The sequence below is a fragment of the Arsukibacterium tuosuense genome (genome assembly GCF_900215315.1).
GTDB lineage: Bacteria > Pseudomonadota > Gammaproteobacteria > Enterobacterales > Alteromonadaceae > Alishewanella > Alishewanella tuosuense.
Map to the genome: position 1 here is coordinate 1 of NZ_OBEB01000002.1, position 16947 is coordinate 16947.

A 16947-nucleotide genomic window follows, 5' to 3' on the forward strand; every position below is an offset into this window, starting at 1 on the left:
CTCATACTGATTTTTTTCGTTTACACGAACATCATTATAAGTGCCCACACAGATAATTGATTGCTAATTGTTAAAGAGCGTGCTTCAAACTCGTTTGAAGCGGGAGGCGTATATTACACTTCCCAGATTTTAAGTCAAGCGTGATAAGTTGTCTTTTTACATAAACACTTCATCACGTTTGGCTTGCTTACTACTGTTTGCTACTTTTATCTCATTTCAGGGCTTTCGTTACCTCCCTGAAGCGAGGGCGCCATTTTAGTGATTTAAACCTGACTGTCAAGGGTCTTTTTTAAAGATTTTTGCAATCCGGCTTATCTCACCTGAACCCTGCTTAGCGCAGCACCCCTTGGCATGGCGCGCATTATAGGGCGTTTATGATAAGCTGCAAGGAGAAAAACAACAAAACTTCGGTTTTAGTGATCGTTCGGATAAAGTTTCAACGAAACGCGTTTTTTTAAAGCATTTACTGCATAATAACCCGGCATAGCAGCCGGTTTGGAGATGAAGATGTCGATTAGAGCTTATAAAGGAATAATGCCAAAACTGGCAGCCGGAGTTTATGTAGATGAATCCAGCGTACTGGTCGGTGATATTGAACTGGCAGAAGATGTCAGTATCTGGCCTTTAGTTGCGGCCCGCGGTGATGTGAATTACATTCGTATAGGTGCCCGCACTAATATTCAGGACGGCACAGTGTTGCATTTATCCCGGCCCAGTAACAGTAAACCCAATGGCTGCGCCCTGATCATTGGTGAAGACGTAACGGTCGGTCACAAGGTTATGCTGCATGGCTGCACCTTAGGCAACCGTATTCTGGTTGGCATGGGTGCCATCGTCATGGACGATGCTGTTGTTGAAGATGAGGTTATTATCGGTGCGGGCAGCCTGGTACCGCCAGGTAAACGGCTACAAAGCGGTTATTTGTATGTTGGCAGCCCTGCGAAGCAGGCACGGCCCTTAAATGACGCTGAAAAAGCTTTTCTGGCAGAATCTGCGGCTAACTATGTCATCCTGAAGAATGAATATCTGGCAGAGTTGAACAACTAGCTTAGCAACTAAAGCCAGATCTCCCCTGCTTCATTATAAGCGCCGTCAGTAATCGCCTGCTCGGCGCAATCTTCCCAGTTAAACGCCTCGGCTTTAACTGCTGTTAAAAATCGGACGGGCTCCACCTTGGCTGGCAGAGCAATAAAGCAATTCACTTTTAAGCCGGCTACTAAACAGCTAAAGCATACCGCCTGGCGCAACACATCATATTGAAAATCGTTATTGAAAATCAGTTGCTGGTTCATACCGCCAACTGCTTTTTAAGCAATGCCATTACCGGTTCAATATCCGGAGTTACTCCACGCCAGATTGTAAAAGCTGCAGCAGCCTGCGCTAATAACATTCCCAAGCCATCGGCCTGCTGTGGCACGCCCTGTTGCTTAGCCCATTGCATAAAGGTTGTAGGCTGTGCACCATATACCATGTCATAGGCAAGCTGGCAGTCTTTCAAGTACGTCGCAGCTATTTCAGGCCGGCTGCCAGTTAAGCCTGATGATGTTGCATTAATAATAAGTGGATAGGCCTGCTGAGGAATGTCCGTCAAACCACAGCCAACTACCCTGCTATCAAAACTGGCTGCTATGGTCTGCGCTTTACTGAAAGTACGATTCGCCAGAACCAGTTGCCGCACACCTGCGTCCAGCAAAGGCCCGATAGCGCCGCGACTGGCGCCGCCTGCGCCCAGCAGCAGCACCGTGCAGCCAGCTAAACTAACCCCTAACCGCTTTAAGTCAGCTACCAGGCCAATACCGTCGGTGTTGTCGCCACATAACTGACCAGCAGTATTAAGGTAAAGCGTATTCACCGCCCCGGCTTGTTGAGCCCGCGCCGATAGTACTTCTGCCAGCTGATACGCCTGCTCTTTAAAAGGCACGGTGACATTACCGCCCTTACCGCCGCTGGCAACAAAGTCCCGCCAGCTGTCGGCAAAGCCATCTGCCGGTGCTAGAATAGCCTCGTATTGCATTAGCTGCTTACATTGCAAAGCAAACTGGCTATGAATAAAAGGTGACTTTGACTGGCCTATCGGATTTCCAAATACAGCATAACGGTCCACAACTGATGTCCATCAAGAAATTAGTACAGATGATTGTTAATAAAACCACCGCAAATAGCAAGCCTCACCCAACCCCGGAGCAAACGCCTTACGACCTGATGGGTGGAAAGCCAAAGGTGCGGGAACTGGCCAATCGTTTCTATGACATTATGGCCAGCGACCCGCAAGCAGCTGAGTTATATGCTATCCACCCGTTGCCGCTGGATAACATCCGCCAGAAGTTTTTTGAGTTCTTATCCGGTTGGTTAGGCGGCCCGGCGCTGTTTGAACAAAAATATGGTCATCCGCGGCTTCGGGCACGGCACCTGCCATTTCAGGTAGATGAAAAGCTCAGAAACCAATGGATGTATTGTATGGATAAAGCGCTGGATGAGGTGATAGATAATAAGTTACTGCGGGATGGCATTCGCCAGTCGATAGGCCAACTGGCGAGCCATATGATTAATACATAACAACATCATTATTCGGACAAACGTTTTGCATATCTGGGCCATCATCAATAGTGTTTCTATGCTGCAGGCCTGTTCAATCGCTATTCGCAAGAACGCTCTGTCGTTTTCCACACGATGGGCTGCCAATAGTCATCTGCATCTTCACGCTCACGACGGTCAGAAAAATACTCTGCAGCAAGGTGATAAACTTTGTCAGGCTCTACCACAAGAGTCATGGTTTTGATTGAATTATACTGACGGATTCGTGAATCACCTCTATTTCGCCTGATAGAATCTGAACTGATTAGTTCTTGAACGACAATCTCCACTTCGCCTGCAGGTAATCTAAATACCTGCTCTCTTTTTGTTTCAGTAAGTTTTCCTTTAAAGCCGATATCTTTTATTTCATTAATCATCACAGTATGACGGTGCATGCTTATTGGCGGATTATAAAATACTGATACAAAACCACAGCCCATAGTTAAAGGTGTATCAGGTGCTTGCCCGGAGTCTTCTACTAGCTCCAAACGCCAGCCTGGTAACGTTTTTCGTGTTACCGGGCTTTGCAAGGTTTTCAGTTTATTGTCACGTTGTACTTCAATTGCCAGAGTCGTGCCTTCTTGCAGATCATTCATTTGTGCCAGAATGTCTGCCAAACTGCTTTTATTCACTTCTTGGTGATTAATCGCTTTGATCATGTCGCCTACTCTGACATCCGCTTTAGCTGCATCGGAACCCGGGGTTAGTGCCACCACCTTGAAATCCTGGTCTAACACCGCACCAAAGTGGTAAAAACTTCTGGCAGGCTCTGCAATCATGATCGGCGCATCTTGCGCAGTAACATTTGCCGTTATCAACGCTTTGCGGATTTCATGCAGAACATCCACTCGCTTTTCATGGTCAATTTCAGTTGCGGCTGACGCCCATGCCAATGACTGGACAAATAACAGTGTTAATAAAAATTTGTTCATAGCTCATAACTCCCCGGCTGCTGTGATTCCAAATATTTCCTTTGTTCCAGTAAACGAATCGTTTCAACAGAACCAGGATCCGTCAGATAGGCTTGTTGCAATGCAACATCAAAGATATAAAGCTCAGCTGAAGAGACTATTTTGTCAGCCGATGGCTCGGAGCCAGATGGCACATAAAGCAAAAATGTGACTGCGAAAAAACTGGCTGCAATGCCATACCAGTACCAGGTTTTTCGTTGCTGCCGCTGAAGAATGCGGTTTTCAATAATGCGCCATAGCTCTTGATCTGCTACCGGGCAATTTGCTTCCGCTAATCTTTTAGCCAGTTGCTGCTTATACTGGTCTTCACTGTTCATCTTTGACCTGCCTGTATAATTTACTTTTTAGCTTAACCATTGCCCGCCGATATCTCTGTCTAACGGCAGCTTCAGAACATTCCAACACTTTCGCCAACTCTTCATGGGTATAACCTTCTACTACATGCAACCAAACTAAAGCACGTTCAACCTCCGACAAGTTGCACATAACACGTTCAATATCATCTAACTGACAAAGCCTATCGGTCGCCTGCGTCCAGTCAGGTTCTGATTCAATAACATCTTCCAGCACTTCATGCACAAAGCTAACTCGCTTTCTCAGCTGATCAACAGCCATCCTGACACTGAGTTGCTTTAGCCAACTGGGAAAAGCATCAATTTGGCGTAATTCGGGTAGTTTTCCGAAGACTTTAATAAAGATCTCCTGAGTGAGATCACGCCCTTCTTCCACAGACCCCAAAATGCCGCTAACCAGCCGCAAAACTGCTGTTGCATAGGCCTGATAGAGTTGCTTTAAAGCAAGCAACTGTCCTTGTTGGGCGTCTTTTACAACATCAGGGGCAACTTTTTCAGTAAATCCTTTCAAGTCACTTTTGCTCCAGTGTTTTATAATAAGACGTGGTTTTGCTGAAAAAGTGTGACATTTAATTTGTTAAGGGTGATATGACCTACAGTTTTCTTAAGGCTGATGATGCAGCAAAAGCAGCACCTGAATGGAAGCGTGAGCTTTAGCTGCTTGCATGAACAACTACCTGCTACTGAAAATCCCGGTATTTAAGCCATCTGTTCGCTAGCGGGTGATAGAATTAACTGCTGAGCTTCAACCAATCCTGTGGCTTAAGATAGCGCTGGTATAACATCGCTTCTGCACTGCCTGGCTCGGGCTGATAACCATACTGCCAGCGCACCAGCGGCGGCATCGACATTAAGATGGATTCAGTACGGCCGCCGCTTTGCAGACCAAATAAGGTACCTCTGTCGTATACCAGGTTAAACTCGACATAACGACCACGGCGATATAGCTGGAACTGGCGCTGTTGCTCAGTAAAAGGCGTATCTTTGCGTTTTTGGATTAAAGGCAGATAGGCTGGCAGGAACGCCTCTCCCACTGCCCGCATTAAGCCGAAGCTTTGGGCAAAGCCCGGCGCATTCAGATCATCAAAAAATAAACCGCCAACACCGCGGGTTTCGCCACGGTGCTTTAAGTAAAAGTAGTCATCACACCATTTTTTATAGCGTGGATAGTACTCTTTACCAAAAGGTTCGACCGCTGTTTTGGCCGTCTGATGCCAGTGCACGACATCCTCTTCGTACGGGTAATAAGGCGTTAAGTCAAAACCACCACCAAACCACCAGACCGCTGCTTCGCCGTCTTTTTCAGCAATAAAAAACCGTACATTGGCATGGGTAGTCGGTAAATGCGGGTTATGCGGATGTAACACCAGTGACACCCCGCACGCATGAAAGCTGCGGCCGGCCAGTTCCGGCCGGTGAGCCGTCGCAGAGCCGGGCATTTGCGCACCGAATACATGAGAGTAATTAACACCGGCTTGCTCAAATACTGCGCCATTGGTCAGTACCCTGCTGCGACCACCTCCACCCTCCGGCCGTTGCCAGGCGTCTTCGACAAAATGGCCTTTACCATCTGCTTTTTCCAGTTCACTGCAAATAGTATCTTGCAGTGCCGTTAAAAACTGTTGCACCTGCTGTAACTGCTCGCTGTTACTCTCTGCCATATTAACTCCTTACTACCTGGCCGCTGATGGCATCCCGGATTTGACTGGGCTGAGCTGCGCCGCCCAATGCCCCCTCAACTATGCCGGCAACCTTTAAACCCAACGTAGCCAGCAGCTGCTGATAGTCTGTGATAGCGGGCTCGCCAGCCAGGTTAGCACTGGTTGAAATGATTGGCTTAGCATATTGCTGGCACAGCTGCTGCACCACAGGATGTGCGCTAACCCGCACTGCTATACTGTCAAACTGACCAGTAATCCATTTAGGGGCGGTTTTACTGGCGGGTAATATCCAGCTGATATGCCCGGGCCAGCTGGAAATAATCTGGTAGCGCTTTTCCAGTGGTATCGCTTTATCATCAACATAGGGCAATAGCTGAGAATAAGTTGCAGCCACCAGAATCAGGCCTTTTTCTACCGGCCGTTGTTTTATAGCCAGCAAATTGAGCACAGCAGCCTCATTGTCCGGATCACAGCCCAGGCCATAGACCGCCTCTGTCGGATAGCTAATCACTTCGCCTTGCTGCAACAGCTCCACCGCCGTCGCTATGGTGCACCCACTCATCAATTTACCTCAGTTAACAGTAAAAATTCTAATCAGACTCAGATGCCGCTATAATAGCGCCTTAGTCATTTCAGTTCATTAAGTTCAGAAGGAAAGCGGCATGCAAGTGGGTATTATAATGGGTTCAACTTCAGACTGGCCAACCATGAAGCTGGCGGCTGATATGCTCGATTCCTTTGGCATCAGTTATGAAACCCGCGTGGTATCTGCCCATCGTACACCGCAACTATTGGCAGACTATGCCAGCAGCGCTGCCCGCCGGGGCTTAAAAGTCATTATCGCTGGCGCGGGCGGCGCAGCCCACTTACCTGGAATGGCGGCCGCTTTTACCAGCCTGCCGGTGCTGGGTGTACCCGTGCAATCAAAAGCCCTTAAAGGCATCGACTCGTTGTTATCAATCGTGCAAATGCCTAAGGGTGTAGCGGTTGGAACCTTAGCCATTGGTGACGCCGGTGCCGCTAACGCCGGCTTACTGGCCGCGCAAATTCTGGCAACCCACGACCCGGAGTTAATGACAAAAATTGATGCTTTCCGGCAGGCGCAGACTGACACCGTATTAAGCCAGCCAGATCCAGCAAAGGTGCCGCTATGAAAGTTCTGGTATTGGGCGCCGGTCAGTTGGCACGGATGATGGCACTGGCCGGGGCGCCGCTTAATATCGCAATCAGCGCTTACGATGTTAATTCAGACGCTGTTGTCCATCCGTTAACTCAGCAACAGCTGGGTAGCGGCCTGGCAAATGCGATTGCAGATGCTGACGTAATAACAGCTGAGTTTGAACATATTCCTTTACCGATTCTTGAGCAGTGCCAGCAAAGCGGTAAGTTTCTGCCCGGTAGTGACGCTATTCAGGCCGGCGGCGATCGTCGGTTAGAAAAAGCCCTGTTAACCCGCTGTGGGGTAGCCAGCGCCAGCTATAGCGTCATTAATAATGAAGCAGATTTTAAACAGGCCGTTAGCAGCCTTGGCTTGCCACTGATCTTTAAAAGTGCATTGGCAGGCTACGACGGCAAAGGTCAGTGGCGCTTAAAAGAACCAACACAGGCTGCTGCAGTATGGCAGCAGATGGCCGACTTTCTGGCTGCCGATAGCAAGCAGGCGATTGTTGTGGAGCAGTTTATTAGTTTCAACCGGGAGCTGTCATTGGTTGGGGTAAGAGCAGCCAGCGGTGAAGTTAAAGTATACCCATTAACCGAAAACCATCATGTCAATGGTGTACTGAGCGTATCATTGGCACGGCAGGTAAACGAACAACTCCAGCAACAGGCCGAACAGAAGTTCGCCGCTATTGCCAATGGCCTTAACTATGTAGGAGTACTGGCGATAGAGTTTTTTGAAGTAAATGGAAACCTACTGGTTAACGAAATTGCCCCCAGGGTACATAACTCCGGCCACTGGACCCAGCAAGGCGCCGATGTCTGTCAGTTCGAGAATCATTTGCGGGCGGTAACCGGCATGCCTCTTGGCAATACCGAGCTGTTACGCCCTACCCTGATGATCAACATCCTGGGTGAAGACAGTGCGCCAGCCGCTATCCTCAGTTTAGCCGGGCTACATATCCACTGGTATGGCAAAGCTAAAAGGCCGGGTAGAAAAATGGGCCATATCAATTTATCAGCTAACTCACTGGCCGAGCTTAAAGCCCGCTTTGCCAAACTGATCGATTTGCTGCCAGCAGTAGCTTTTCCGGAACTTGAGCAAATGCTGGGTCAGATCAGCGACTAATCAGTCGTGCCGGCCTCAGGGGCCGGCTGTTTTTTCCCGCAACCTTTTTTTGCACAGAACAAAGCGTCTTTTTTGGCAACTAACAATGGAAAGCCGCAGTAATAACAATTCCCCTGCTGCGGCTTATCATTTATCAGAAAACGACAATCGGGATAACGGTCGCAGCCATAGAAATGCTTGCCAAACTTATTAATTCGCTCGGTCAGCTGGCCCTTTTTACATTTTGGACAGCTTAGCTGCGGCTGGTCTGTGTTATCTTCATGTTGATCAACCACAAAGTCACATGCCGGATAACCGGTGCAACCAATAAACATACCGTAACGACCATTTTTCACCGCCAGTTCGCTACCACACTGTGGACAAATTTCTGTCGGCAATACTTTTACTATCGCATGGTCGTGCTGGTGCAACGGTTTAATATAATTGCAGCCAGGATAAGCGCTACAGCCCAGAAAGGGGCCGTTTTTCGACGACTTTATCTGCAGTGCATTCTGACATAACGGGCAAAGCTGCCGCTGTTGCGGCAGCTTAAACAGCGGCGAATCTTCGGTCATATCAGCAAAAGCCGCTTAATGCAGCGGCCCGTCGGGTTCATCAAAAATTAAGTCTTCCATTTGGGCGTAGGCATTTTCCCGCCCAGGTACATTAAACAGCACCATCAGCACCACCCATTTTAAATCTTCCAGGCTTAGTGCGGCACTGTCGAGGTCCATCGCCCGGTCAATTACCATTTCCCGGGTATTAGCATCGAGCACATTAATCTGCTCTAAAAACATTAAAAAACCCTGGTCTGCAACGTCCAGCTTACGCTGTTCTTCCACTGTATAAATGCGAACAGCAGTCGAATTCACTTTAGTCAGGTAAGGCTTAATGTGGCTTTCCTGCAAGGCAGACAAGCTATCGAGCCATTTCAGTGCTTTAAAAATATCGTCATCATGAAAGCCGGCACGGCTGAGCTCTTTGGTCAGATCCGCGTGGTTTACATAAATATCAGATTCATTATGAATATAGTTTTCAAACAGATAAACGAGGATATCAAACATTATCAGGCACTCCTCACTCTAATGTAACCACCGGGTACTGCTGCCACCTCACCTGCTATTTCCAGCTGCAGTAAGGTTATGGATACGTCTGTCACTGACATGTTAGACCGCTCAGCAATTAAATCTATTGCAGTAGCGTCATCTCCTACGTTAGCCAACAACTGCTGCGCAGACAAGTCCGGCGCAGACTTTTTTTCATCCAAAGCTAAAGTACTTAAGCCATTCTGGGCAAAAAATTGCCACTCTTCCAGAATATCGGCCACGCAAGTAACAAGTTTAGCACCTTGTTGAATTAACCAATGGCACCCTGCTGATTGCCGGCTGTATATCGGGCCCGGCACCACAAAAAGATCGCGATTATATTCTGCCGCTAAATTCGCGCTAATCAGCGAGCCACTTTTCATCGCTGCTTCTACCACTATGGTGGCGGAGCTTAAGCCGACCACAATACGATTACGCTGTGGAAAAAACTCGGCTCTGGCCTGAATATCCGGGAAAAACTCACTGACCAGAGCGCCATTGGCCGCGATTTGCTCTGCCAGCGCTCTGTTGCTTGCCGGGTATATTTGTTGCAAGCCATGCCCCAGCACGGCGATGGTAAAGCCGCCGCCCTGCAGCGCGCCTTTATGGCTTTCACTATCAATACCCCGTGCCATACCACTGGTAACCATATAACCTTGCTGCACCAGTTCTGCGGCAAAATTCTGGGCAACTTTACGGCCGGTTGGTGTTGGCTGACGGGTACCAACCATCGCAAGTTGTTGTCTTGGCAGAAGCTCCGCCTGACCCTTAACAAATAGCAGTAAAGGTGGTTGTTTGGTTTGTTTTAGTAATGGCGGATAACGCGGATCGTGGTATGTAACGATATGATGCAAAGGTGACTGTGCCAGCCACTCCAGCGCCAGATCAGCACGTCGCGGACTATGCACTGCCAGTAATTCGGCCTGACGCGGGGTAAAACCAATATTACGCAATGTACTTATTGGTAAGCCGACCAGCTCGGTCAGTGAAATATGCTCGCTTAGTCGTTGGAACTTCAGGCCATCCAGGCCATGCACAGAGGCTAAAGCGAGCCAGTTGCGGAGATCATCCATGGCAAACTGGCTCCATCATTTTTATTACAGGTTGGCGATAGCGTCTCCAACCCGGATTGGGCGACGGGTACTGGTGACAATACCGAAACTTACCCGCTCGGCAACTTTGAACACCATTAGCTCGCCAACTTTCTCCCGCGGCATGCTGATGCTGTTATCGCCAAAATTGCGAAACATTTTTTGCAGTTTATTGGCATCTTCCACATAAACCGGGCCATTCTCGCCATCAATCACCGATGGTGACTGACGATATATACCCAACATCTGGCCGGCTTCGAGATCGTTAATTAACCCGCGGTTCAGGACCACGATATCCATTTTTGAGAACTCTCGCAGCTGAGAGGTTGTGTCAATAATAGTGCCGTCTACTTCAAAGTCTGGTTTGCTAATCAGGAAAAACGCCGGCAGTGACTGACCTTCCAACGCCGGCATCACTTTGTCACCCTGCTTAATTTCACGCTTAACACTCAGCACCTGCATTGAAGCAGCTTCCAGCGGGCTGTCTTCCGTTGCTTCGCGACCAGGCCGGAAAGCGCGGGCAGTAGCAATTAAACTGGTTTCATAACCTAAAACTGAGCCTGACTCTGGATCAACATAGGGCTTGCCTTTCCGGTAAACGCCATAGGACGTACCGGGTTGCAATACACCTTTTACATAGACGGTGTGCGTTTCTGCCGCCATCTTAGTTGCAGTATTGGTGCCCAGAATATACGGCAATGCCGCTATTTGTTCTTCATTCAGCGCTTGTTCGTAAGTCAGGAAAGGTCTGATCATACTCAGTGGTAAGGTGGTAATAGCGCCGTCACCCTTAAGAGTTTTCCGCGCTTCTGGTGACAAGCGTTTCACGTTGTCGTTTACGGATAACCGCGGACGTCCCATACTGTCATAAGTCAGGGTCAGCACGTCACCAGGGTAAATTAGATGTGGGTTATCAACCTGCGGGTTCATTTGCCACAGTTGTGGCCATAACCAGGGCTCATTCAGGTACAATGCGGAGATATCCCACAGCGTGTCACCTTTTTTCACAACATAGGAAGCGGGAGCGTCCTCTCTGATTTGCAGTACGTCTGCTTGCAGGCTGAAAGACAACCAGCAAAACAACGCGATTACAGATATTGCAATTTTTTTCAGCATGCCTGCTTCCTTGAACTTATTCTTGTTGTAATTATTGCACACTATGCTGTTAATACAGCGGATTAATGGCTAAAATTAAAACATATCACAACCTTTGAAATAAAGCATATTTTTGTAGGTATTATGGCAGTTTTAAAAGTATTACATTTTCCTGACGATCGGTTGCGCACTGTAGCGAAACCGGTTACAGAAGTTACGCCGCAAATCAAGCAGTTAGTCAGCGATATGCTGGATACCATGTACGATGAAGAAGGCATTGGTCTGGCAGCGACTCAGGTAGATGTGCACCTGCGGGTTGTAGTTATCGACTTATCAGAGCATCGCAACGATCCTTTGGTACTGATTAATCCGGAAATCGTCGAACGCGACGGTATTACCAGCTATGAAGAGGGCTGCTTGTCGGTGCCGCAAAATTATGCCTCGGTAGAGCGGGCTGCTACGGTCAAAGTTAAAGCGCTTGACCGTGATGGCCAGCCATTTGAACTGAATGCTGACGGTTTACTGGCTATTTGTCTGCAACATGAGCTGGACCATCTGGTTGGCAAATTGTTTATTGATTATTTATCACCGTTAAAACGCGACCGCATCCGTAAAAAACTGGAAAAAGAAGCGAAAATGGCCCAGCGCCACGCGCTTTAACACAGGACTCACAGTGACTCAGCCTTTACGTATTATATTTGCCGGCACCCCCGATTTTGCCGCTCGCCATTTGCAGGCATTAATTGACAGTCCTCATCTGCTTGTTGCGGTATATAGCCAGCCTGATAGGCCCGCCGGTCGCGGTCAGAAGCTGCAACCCAGCGCGGTTAAGCAACTGGCCGAACAGCACCAGGTGCCTGTTTATCAGCCCAAGTCGTTGAAAAAAGCTGAAGCCCAGGCCGAGCTGGCTGCACTGGACGCAGATGTTATGATAGTGGTGGCCTATGGCCTGATACTGCCATTGGCGGTGCTGCAAAGCCCGCGCTTAGGTTGCATTAACGTTCATGGCTCCTTATTGCCCCGTTGGCGCGGCGCTGCCCCCATTCAACGGGCAATCTGGGCCGGGGATCAGCAGACCGGTATAACTATTATGCAAATGGATGAGGGGCTCGACACCGGCGCCATGTTAAGCAAAGTAAGTTGCCCTATCGAACCGACCGACACCAGCGCCAGCTTGTACGCGAAGCTAGCTGAACTGGGTCCCAAAGCATTGCTCAGTGCCCTGGCACAATTACCCACTCTGCAGGCCATCGCTGAAGAACAGAATGACAATGAAGCCTGTTATGCCGAAAAGCTGCATAAGGAAGAAGGCCTGCTCGACTTTAGTAAAAGTGCCGCAGCCCTCAACAGAGAAATCCGCGCCTTTAATCCCTGGCCAGCCAGCTATCTGCAACTTCCCCAGGGAACTGTAAAAATATGGCAGGCCAGCTGGCAGAACACGGATCATCAGGCGCCAGCCGGTCAGATATTAGCTGCTGGCAAAAAAGGTATTGAGATAGCCTGCGCCAGCGGTGTGTTAGTACTTACTACGCTACAACCAACCGGCAAGAAACCTATGGCAGTAGCCGATTTCTTAAACGGCCGGGCTGACTGGTTTAAAGTTGGTACCACGTTGCCGGTTGCACCATTGTTGGCTGACGCATGAGCCGTGATTGCCGGGCCTTAGCTGCCCAGTGCTGTTATCAGGTGATAGATCAGGGCCGCTCATTGTCTGATGTGCTGCCCAAAGCTCAGCAGCACCTTACTAATCCGCTGGATAAAGCCCTGTTGCAGGAAATCTGCTTTGGGGTGATGCGCACCCTGCCGCAGCTGGAACATGTCTGTGCCCGGTTAATGCAAAAGCCGCTGGTAAAGAACTTCCGGGTGTTACAGTTTCTGATTTATGTTGGCATATACCAGCTGCATTTTATGCGGGTACCAGACCATGCGGCGATTAACGCTACTGTCGATGCCGCCCGCGAACTAAAAGGCCAGTCACTGACCAAATTGATTAATGGCGTATTACGGAATGTGCAGCGCCAGCCGCAGTTATTTGACTTCAGCCAGGCGGGTCAGGCGGTACAATTCTGCCATCCGGGTTGGTTAATCAGTAGCCTGCAAGCAGCGTACCCGGATAACTGGCAAGCTATTCTCGACGCTAATCAACAAAAAGCCCCTTTATGGTTGCGGGTTAATACCCGGCAAATTAGTCCGCAGCAATTTAGTGCTGCCTTAGCTGAGGAAGAAATAGCCCATAGCCAGCCAATTACAGAACTGCCGGGCGCAGTGTTGCTGGACTCCCCAACTGATGTTACCGATTTACCAGGATATCAGCAGGGTTGGTTTTCGGTGCAGGATGCGGCTGCCCAGTATGCAGGCAGGCTGTTAGCGCCGGAAAATGACCAGCATATTCTTGATGCCTGTTGTGCCCCTGGTGGTAAAACATGCCACCTGCTGGAGCTGGCTCCCGCAGCAAGGCTTACCGCGCTGGATAAAGATCCGGCCCGCTTAGTGCGGGTACGGGAAAATCTGCAACGGCTTGGCCTGAGTGCTGAAGTGTTAGCAGCAGATGCAGCAAACCCAGCCAGCTGGTGGGATGGCCAGTTGTTTGACAAAATATTGCTGGATGTTCCCTGTTCAGCCACCGGGGTTATTCGTCGCCACCCTGATATTCGCTGGCTGCGCAAAAAAAGTGATATTGCGCCCCTGGTGCAGTTGCAGCAGCAAATTCTGCAGCAGTGCTGGGCACTACTGGCGCCAGGTGGTAAGTTGCTCTACGCTACCTGCAGTGTGCTGCCGGCAGAAAACCATGAACAAATTACCCGGTTTATCAGTAATAACGCTGATGCCTGCTTGCTGCCTATCGCGTTGCCAGGCAATGCGCAACCTGATAGCGCCGCTCAGCCGGGCTGGCAACTGTTACCGGGTCAGCTGAACCGTGATGGCTTTTATTATGCGCTGCTACAAAAAGCGCCACAGGATAACCACGCCAGATGAAGATTATTATTTTAGGCTCAGGCCAGGTCGGCGCCACCTTAGCTGAAAACCTGGTTGGTGAGCAGAATGACATTACCCTGGTTGATACCAACCTGGATAAATTGCGTAACCTGCAGGACAGATTTGATTTGCAGGTGGTGCATGGCCACGGCTCTCATCCCGATGTGCTTAAAAAAGCCGGAGCAGAAGATGCCGACATGATAGTGGCGGTAACCAACAGCGATGAAGTGAATATTGTCGCCTGTCAGGTCGCCTACAGTATTTTCAATACCCCGCTGAAAATCGCCCGCATTCGCACCAACCAGTATCTGAAGTATCGAGATGAGCTGTTCCACAAAGACGATATGCCGGTTGATCATTTTATCGCTCCCGAAGCACTGGTCACTAACTATATCCGCCGTTTAATTGATTACCCTGGGGCATTACAGGTAGTTGAATTTGCCGAAGGTAAAGTAAGCCTGGTTGCAGTCCGGGCTTACTACGGCGGTTTGTTAGTAGGCCATGCTTTGTCGGCATTAAAAGAACATATGCCCAATATTGAAACCCGGGTAGCAGCCATTTACCGCCGTGGTAATGCCATCAAACCGCTGGGCACCACTATTATTGAAGCCGATGATGAAGTGTTTTTTGTTGCCGCCACCAAACATATCCGGGCGGTAATGAGCGAGCTGCAAAAACTGGAACGCAGTTACCGGCGGATTATGATTGCCGGCGGCGGTAACGTCGGTTTTGGTTTAGCCAGGGCCCTGGAAAAAACTCACAGCGTAAAACTGATAGAACGCAGTAAAGAGCGGGCCGAGTTTCTGGCATCCAGCCTGGACAGCACCCTGGTGTATGTTGGTGATATCTCTGATCCGGAACTGCTGGAAGAAGAAAGTGTTGAGCAAGTTGATGTGTTCATCGCCGTTACCAATGATGATGAAGCCAATATCATGTCGGCAATGCTGGCCAAACGGATGGGCGCACAGAAAACCATGGTACTGATTAAACGCGGTGCCTACGTTGACTTGTTGCAGGGCGGAGAAATAGATATTGCGGTATCACCGCAACAAGCGACCATTTCGGCATTGCTTACTCATATCCGCCGCGGTGACATCGTTAACGTATACTCGTTGCGCCGCGGGGCAGCTGAAGCAATAGAAGCCGTGGTGCGGGGGGATAGCAGTACCAGCAAGGTAGCTGGCAAAACGATTGGCAACCTTAAATTGCCACCTGGCACCACCATTGGTGCCATAGTACGTGGTGATGAAGTATTAATTGCCCACGATACAACTGTTATCGAAACAGATGACCACGTTATTCTGTTTATGGTAAACAAAAAGCATATTGTCGAAGTGGAAAAGCTGTTTCAGGTAAGCGCTATTTTTATCTGACTCTGTTGCAACAACCGACTAGCCATGGCCACAGCCATGGCTAATCCCGCCAGAATGCCGGGGTAAACAACACCAGCAGCGTGAATATTTCCAGCCGACCAAATACCATTGCCACAATCAGCAGCCATTTAGCAGCGTCGGGTATAGAACCAAAATGAGCGGCAACCTCGCCCAGCCCCGGGCCAAGGTTATTTAAGCAGGCGGCTGTCGCGGTGAAGGCGCTGATGTTGTCCATGCCCGTTAAAATCAGTGACAGCATAATAACCACAAAAACCACCGCATAAGCGGCGAAAAAGCCCCAGACTGCTTCGACAATCCGGTCTTCTACCGGCCGGCGGCCTAACTTAATGGCATATACCGCCCGCGGGTGCACCAGCCGGTTCAGCTCACGCCGGCCCTGTAAAAACAGCAACAGCACCCGTACTACTTTCATGCCGCCACCGGTAGAACCGGCACAGCCACCGATAAAGCTGGAAAAAATTAACAAAATAGGTAAAAACAGCGGCCAGGTTGAGAACCCATCAGTGGTAAAGCCAGCAGTGGTTGAAATTGATACCGCCTGAAAAGCAGCATGATTCAGCGCCTCGCCGCCCGTTTGGTACACGTTGGTGTTTAACAGTACCAGAAAGCAAATAAGCACCAGGCTGGCCTGAATACCTAAAAATACCTTGAACTCCGGGTCGCGGAAATAAGTTGACACACTTTTACCGCGGATGGCAGCAAAGTGCAGCGGAAAATTAACTGCGCTTATCAGCAAAAAGATAACGCAAATCATGTTGATGGTGGCACTGTTAAAGTAGCCCATACTGGCGTCGTAAGTTGAAAAGCCACCAATGGCTACGGTGGAAAACGCATGACAAATGGCATCAAACACCGACATCCCTGCCAGGTGAAAGGCCAGCGCGCAGGCAATAGTTATCGCCAGATAGATATACCATAAATGCTTGGCAGTATCGGCAATCCGCGGGGTCATTTTATTGTCTTTAACCGGCCCTGGCGTTTCTGCCCGGTACAGCTGCATGCCACCTACGCCTAACAGCGGTAAAATGGCTACCGCTAATACGATTATCCCCATCCCCCCCAGCCATTGCAGCTGCTGACGATAATACAAAATAGCTTTGGGTAGGGTTTCAATTCCGGTAAGCACGGTGGCGCCGGTGGTGGTCAGGCCCGAGAAAGCCTCGAAGAAGGCATCGGCCAGCCCCATATCAGGGTTGCTGGTTAGCAGCAACGGAATAGCGCCGACTGCGCCCAGTACCGTCCAGAACAGCACCACAATTAAAAAGCCGTCCCGCACCTTTAACTCAGAACGGTTGGCCCGATTCGGGTACCAGATGGCAAAGCCCATTACCAGACACAACAGGAATGACAAAATAAAAGGCACGCCAGCCCCGTCTTTATAGCCAAAAGCGACCAGTGCGGGCGGGATCATGGTGATACTGAAAATGGCGATCAGCAGCCCCAGGATCCGGATTATAGAGCGATATTGCATAGCGTCCCTT

The 16947-nt window shown here is 49.5% G+C and carries 20 protein-coding genes; 8 read left to right on the forward strand and 12 right to left on the reverse strand.

Annotated features, from left to right (window positions below; genetic code table 11):
• The first annotated feature begins 507 nt into the window (after window positions 1-507).
• Window positions 508-1047: a gamma carbonic anhydrase family protein gene (locus CRO03_RS04520; RefSeq protein ID WP_097110875.1), complete on the forward strand. Its 540-nt coding sequence runs from the start codon at window positions 508-510 to the stop codon at window positions 1045-1047.
• An 8-nt stretch (window positions 1048-1055) separates the two neighbouring features.
• On the opposite strand, the gene CRO03_RS04525 is transcribed toward CRO03_RS04520, so the two are convergent.
• A complete protein-coding gene (locus tag CRO03_RS04525; RefSeq protein WP_097110447.1) occupies window positions 1056-1292 on the reverse strand; it encodes a DUF1488 family protein in 237 nt (78 codons plus the stop codon).
• On the reverse strand, window positions 1289-2104 hold the full coding sequence (aroE, locus tag CRO03_RS04530) for a shikimate dehydrogenase (protein WP_097110450.1): 816 nt from the start codon (window positions 2102-2104) through the stop codon (window positions 1289-1291). The genes CRO03_RS04525 and aroE overlap by 4 nt, the downstream gene beginning before the upstream one ends.
• A gap of 5 nt (window positions 2105-2109) precedes the next feature.
• Between aroE and CRO03_RS04535 the strand changes: the two genes are divergently transcribed.
• Window positions 2110-2556, forward strand: a complete 447-nt coding sequence (locus tag CRO03_RS04535; protein WP_170948947.1) for a group II truncated hemoglobin — start codon at window positions 2110-2112, stop codon at window positions 2554-2556.
• 80 nt (window positions 2557-2636) lie between these two features.
• On the opposite strand, the gene CRO03_RS04540 is transcribed toward CRO03_RS04535, so the two are convergent.
• The 5 genes from CRO03_RS04540 to tsaC all read right to left on the reverse strand — a co-directional run bounded on the left by CRO03_RS04540 (window position 2637) and on the right by tsaC (window position 6121).
• Window positions 2637-3506, reverse strand: coding sequence for a PDZ domain-containing protein (locus CRO03_RS04540; RefSeq protein WP_097110452.1), 870 nt, complete (start codon window positions 3504-3506; stop codon window positions 2637-2639).
• Window positions 3503-3862, reverse strand: coding sequence for a hypothetical protein (locus CRO03_RS04545; protein ID WP_097110454.1), 360 nt, complete (start codon window positions 3860-3862; stop codon window positions 3503-3505). Before CRO03_RS04545 ends, CRO03_RS04540 begins: the two co-directional genes overlap by 4 nt.
• Window positions 3852-4409 (reverse strand): RNA polymerase sigma factor, encoded by a 558-nt coding sequence (locus CRO03_RS04550; protein WP_097110456.1) that lies wholly within the window; start codon window positions 4407-4409, stop codon window positions 3852-3854. Before CRO03_RS04550 ends, CRO03_RS04545 begins: the two co-directional genes overlap by 11 nt.
• Window positions 4410-4629: 220 nt before the next feature.
• Entirely contained in the window at window positions 4630-5559 is a 930-nt protein-coding gene (hemF, locus tag CRO03_RS04555; protein ID WP_097110458.1) for an oxygen-dependent coproporphyrinogen oxidase, read from the reverse strand.
• Between the two features lies 1 nt (window position 5560).
• On the reverse strand, window positions 5561-6121 hold the full coding sequence (gene tsaC, locus CRO03_RS04560) for an L-threonylcarbamoyladenylate synthase type 1 TsaC (RefSeq protein ID WP_097110460.1): 561 nt from the start codon (window positions 6119-6121) through the stop codon (window positions 5561-5563).
• Between the two features lie 100 nt (window positions 6122-6221).
• Here tsaC and purE point away from each other — a divergent pair, with 100 nt between their 5' ends.
• Both purE and CRO03_RS04570 read left to right on the forward strand, forming a co-directional pair.
• A complete protein-coding gene (gene purE, locus CRO03_RS04565; protein WP_097110461.1) occupies window positions 6222-6713 on the forward strand; it encodes a 5-(carboxyamino)imidazole ribonucleotide mutase in 492 nt (163 codons plus the stop codon).
• The gene (locus CRO03_RS04570; protein WP_097110462.1) at window positions 6710-7846 is read left to right on the forward strand and encodes a 5-(carboxyamino)imidazole ribonucleotide synthase; all 1137 of its coding nucleotides are present in this window, start codon (window positions 6710-6712) and stop codon (window positions 7844-7846) included. Before purE ends, CRO03_RS04570 begins: the two co-directional genes overlap by 4 nt.
• Here the strand turns inward: CRO03_RS04570 and CRO03_RS04575 are convergent.
• The 4 genes from CRO03_RS04575 to CRO03_RS04590 are packed head-to-tail and all read right to left on the reverse strand — an operon-like array spanning window position 7843 to window position 11117.
• Window positions 7843-8400 (reverse strand): DNA topoisomerase family protein, encoded by a 558-nt coding sequence (locus CRO03_RS04575; protein WP_097110463.1) that lies wholly within the window; start codon window positions 8398-8400, stop codon window positions 7843-7845. The two genes, CRO03_RS04570 and CRO03_RS04575, sit on opposite strands and share 4 nt — an antisense overlap.
• A 15-nt stretch (window positions 8401-8415) precedes the next feature.
• On the reverse strand, window positions 8416-8889 hold the full coding sequence (locus CRO03_RS04580) for a DUF494 family protein (protein WP_097110464.1): 474 nt from the start codon (window positions 8887-8889) through the stop codon (window positions 8416-8418).
• 2 nt (window positions 8890-8891) lie between these two features.
• The gene (dprA, locus tag CRO03_RS04585) at window positions 8892-9983 is read right to left on the reverse strand and encodes a DNA-processing protein DprA (RefSeq protein WP_097110465.1); all 1092 of its coding nucleotides are present in this window, start codon (window positions 9981-9983) and stop codon (window positions 8892-8894) included.
• Between the two features lie 24 nt (window positions 9984-10007).
• Window positions 10008-11117, reverse strand: coding sequence for a LysM peptidoglycan-binding domain-containing protein (locus CRO03_RS04590; RefSeq protein ID WP_097110466.1), 1110 nt, complete (start codon window positions 11115-11117; stop codon window positions 10008-10010).
• A gap of 123 nt (window positions 11118-11240) precedes the next feature.
• Between CRO03_RS04590 and def the strand changes: the two genes are divergently transcribed.
• Genes def through trkA form a run of 4 tightly spaced genes read left to right on the forward strand, consistent with a single transcriptional unit; the run spans window position 11241 to window position 15445 of the window.
• Window positions 11241-11756 carry a peptide deformylase gene (def, locus tag CRO03_RS04595; protein WP_097110467.1) on the forward strand — a complete coding sequence of 172 codons (516 nt, stop codon included), beginning with the start codon at window positions 11241-11243 and terminating at the stop codon, window positions 11754-11756.
• 13 nt (window positions 11757-11769) lie between these two features.
• Window positions 11770-12741: a methionyl-tRNA formyltransferase gene (gene fmt, locus CRO03_RS04600; RefSeq protein ID WP_097110468.1), complete on the forward strand. Its 972-nt coding sequence runs from the start codon at window positions 11770-11772 to the stop codon at window positions 12739-12741.
• The gene (rsmB, locus tag CRO03_RS04605) at window positions 12738-14072 is read left to right on the forward strand and encodes a 16S rRNA (cytosine(967)-C(5))-methyltransferase RsmB (RefSeq protein ID WP_097110469.1); all 1335 of its coding nucleotides are present in this window, start codon (window positions 12738-12740) and stop codon (window positions 14070-14072) included. Before fmt ends, rsmB begins: the two co-directional genes overlap by 4 nt.
• Complete coding sequence (gene trkA / locus CRO03_RS04610; RefSeq protein ID WP_097110470.1) at window positions 14069-15445, forward strand: Trk system potassium transporter TrkA; 1377 nt, start codon at window positions 14069-14071, stop codon at window positions 15443-15445. The genes rsmB and trkA overlap by 4 nt, the downstream gene beginning before the upstream one ends.
• A gap of 40 nt (window positions 15446-15485) precedes the next feature.
• On the opposite strand, the gene CRO03_RS04615 is transcribed toward trkA, so the two are convergent.
• Window positions 15486-16937 (reverse strand): TrkH family potassium uptake protein, encoded by a 1452-nt coding sequence (locus CRO03_RS04615; RefSeq protein WP_097110471.1) that lies wholly within the window; start codon window positions 16935-16937, stop codon window positions 15486-15488.
• Between the last annotated feature and the right edge of the window lie 10 nt (window positions 16938-16947).

What these genes read in the sequence shown, in the direction of transcription:
- hemF (WP_097110458.1), bottom strand. Translation starts at nt 5,559, where the DNA reads ATGGCAGAGAGTAACAGCGAGCAGTTACAGCAGGTGCAACAGTTTTTA.
- rsmB (WP_097110469.1), top strand. Translation starts at nt 12,738, where the DNA reads ATGAGCCGTGATTGCCGGGCCTTAGCTGCCCAGTGCTGTTATCAGGTG.
- CRO03_RS04520 (WP_097110875.1), top strand. Translation starts at nt 508, where the DNA reads ATGTCGATTAGAGCTTATAAAGGAATAATGCCAAAACTGGCAGCCGGA.
- CRO03_RS04545 (WP_097110454.1), bottom strand. Translation starts at nt 3,862, where the DNA reads ATGAACAGTGAAGACCAGTATAAGCAGCAACTGGCTAAAAGATTAGCG.
- dprA (WP_097110465.1), bottom strand. Translation starts at nt 9,983, where the DNA reads ATGGATGATCTCCGCAACTGGCTCGCTTTAGCCTCTGTGCATGGCCTG.
- CRO03_RS04525 (WP_097110447.1), bottom strand. Translation starts at nt 1,292, where the DNA reads ATGAACCAGCAACTGATTTTCAATAACGATTTTCAATATGATGTGTTG.
- purE (WP_097110461.1), top strand. Translation starts at nt 6,222, where the DNA reads ATGCAAGTGGGTATTATAATGGGTTCAACTTCAGACTGGCCAACCATG.
- CRO03_RS04590 (WP_097110466.1), bottom strand. Translation starts at nt 11,117, where the DNA reads ATGCTGAAAAAAATTGCAATATCTGTAATCGCGTTGTTTTGCTGGTTG.
- CRO03_RS04575 (WP_097110463.1), bottom strand. Translation starts at nt 8,400, where the DNA reads ATGACCGAAGATTCGCCGCTGTTTAAGCTGCCGCAACAGCGGCAGCTT.
- CRO03_RS04615 (WP_097110471.1), bottom strand. Translation starts at nt 16,937, where the DNA reads ATGCAATATCGCTCTATAATCCGGATCCTGGGGCTGCTGATCGCCATT.
- def (WP_097110467.1), top strand. Translation starts at nt 11,241, where the DNA reads ATGGCAGTTTTAAAAGTATTACATTTTCCTGACGATCGGTTGCGCACT.
- trkA (WP_097110470.1), top strand. Translation starts at nt 14,069, where the DNA reads ATGAAGATTATTATTTTAGGCTCAGGCCAGGTCGGCGCCACCTTAGCT.
- CRO03_RS04580 (WP_097110464.1), bottom strand. Translation starts at nt 8,889, where the DNA reads ATGTTTGATATCCTCGTTTATCTGTTTGAAAACTATATTCATAATGAA.
- CRO03_RS04570 (WP_097110462.1), top strand. Translation starts at nt 6,710, where the DNA reads ATGAAAGTTCTGGTATTGGGCGCCGGTCAGTTGGCACGGATGATGGCA.
- tsaC (WP_097110460.1), bottom strand. Translation starts at nt 6,121, where the DNA reads ATGAGTGGGTGCACCATAGCGACGGCGGTGGAGCTGTTGCAGCAAGGC.
- CRO03_RS04540 (WP_097110452.1), bottom strand. Translation starts at nt 3,506, where the DNA reads ATGAACAAATTTTTATTAACACTGTTATTTGTCCAGTCATTGGCATGG.
- CRO03_RS04535 (WP_170948947.1), top strand. Translation starts at nt 2,110, where the DNA reads ATGTCCATCAAGAAATTAGTACAGATGATTGTTAATAAAACCACCGCA.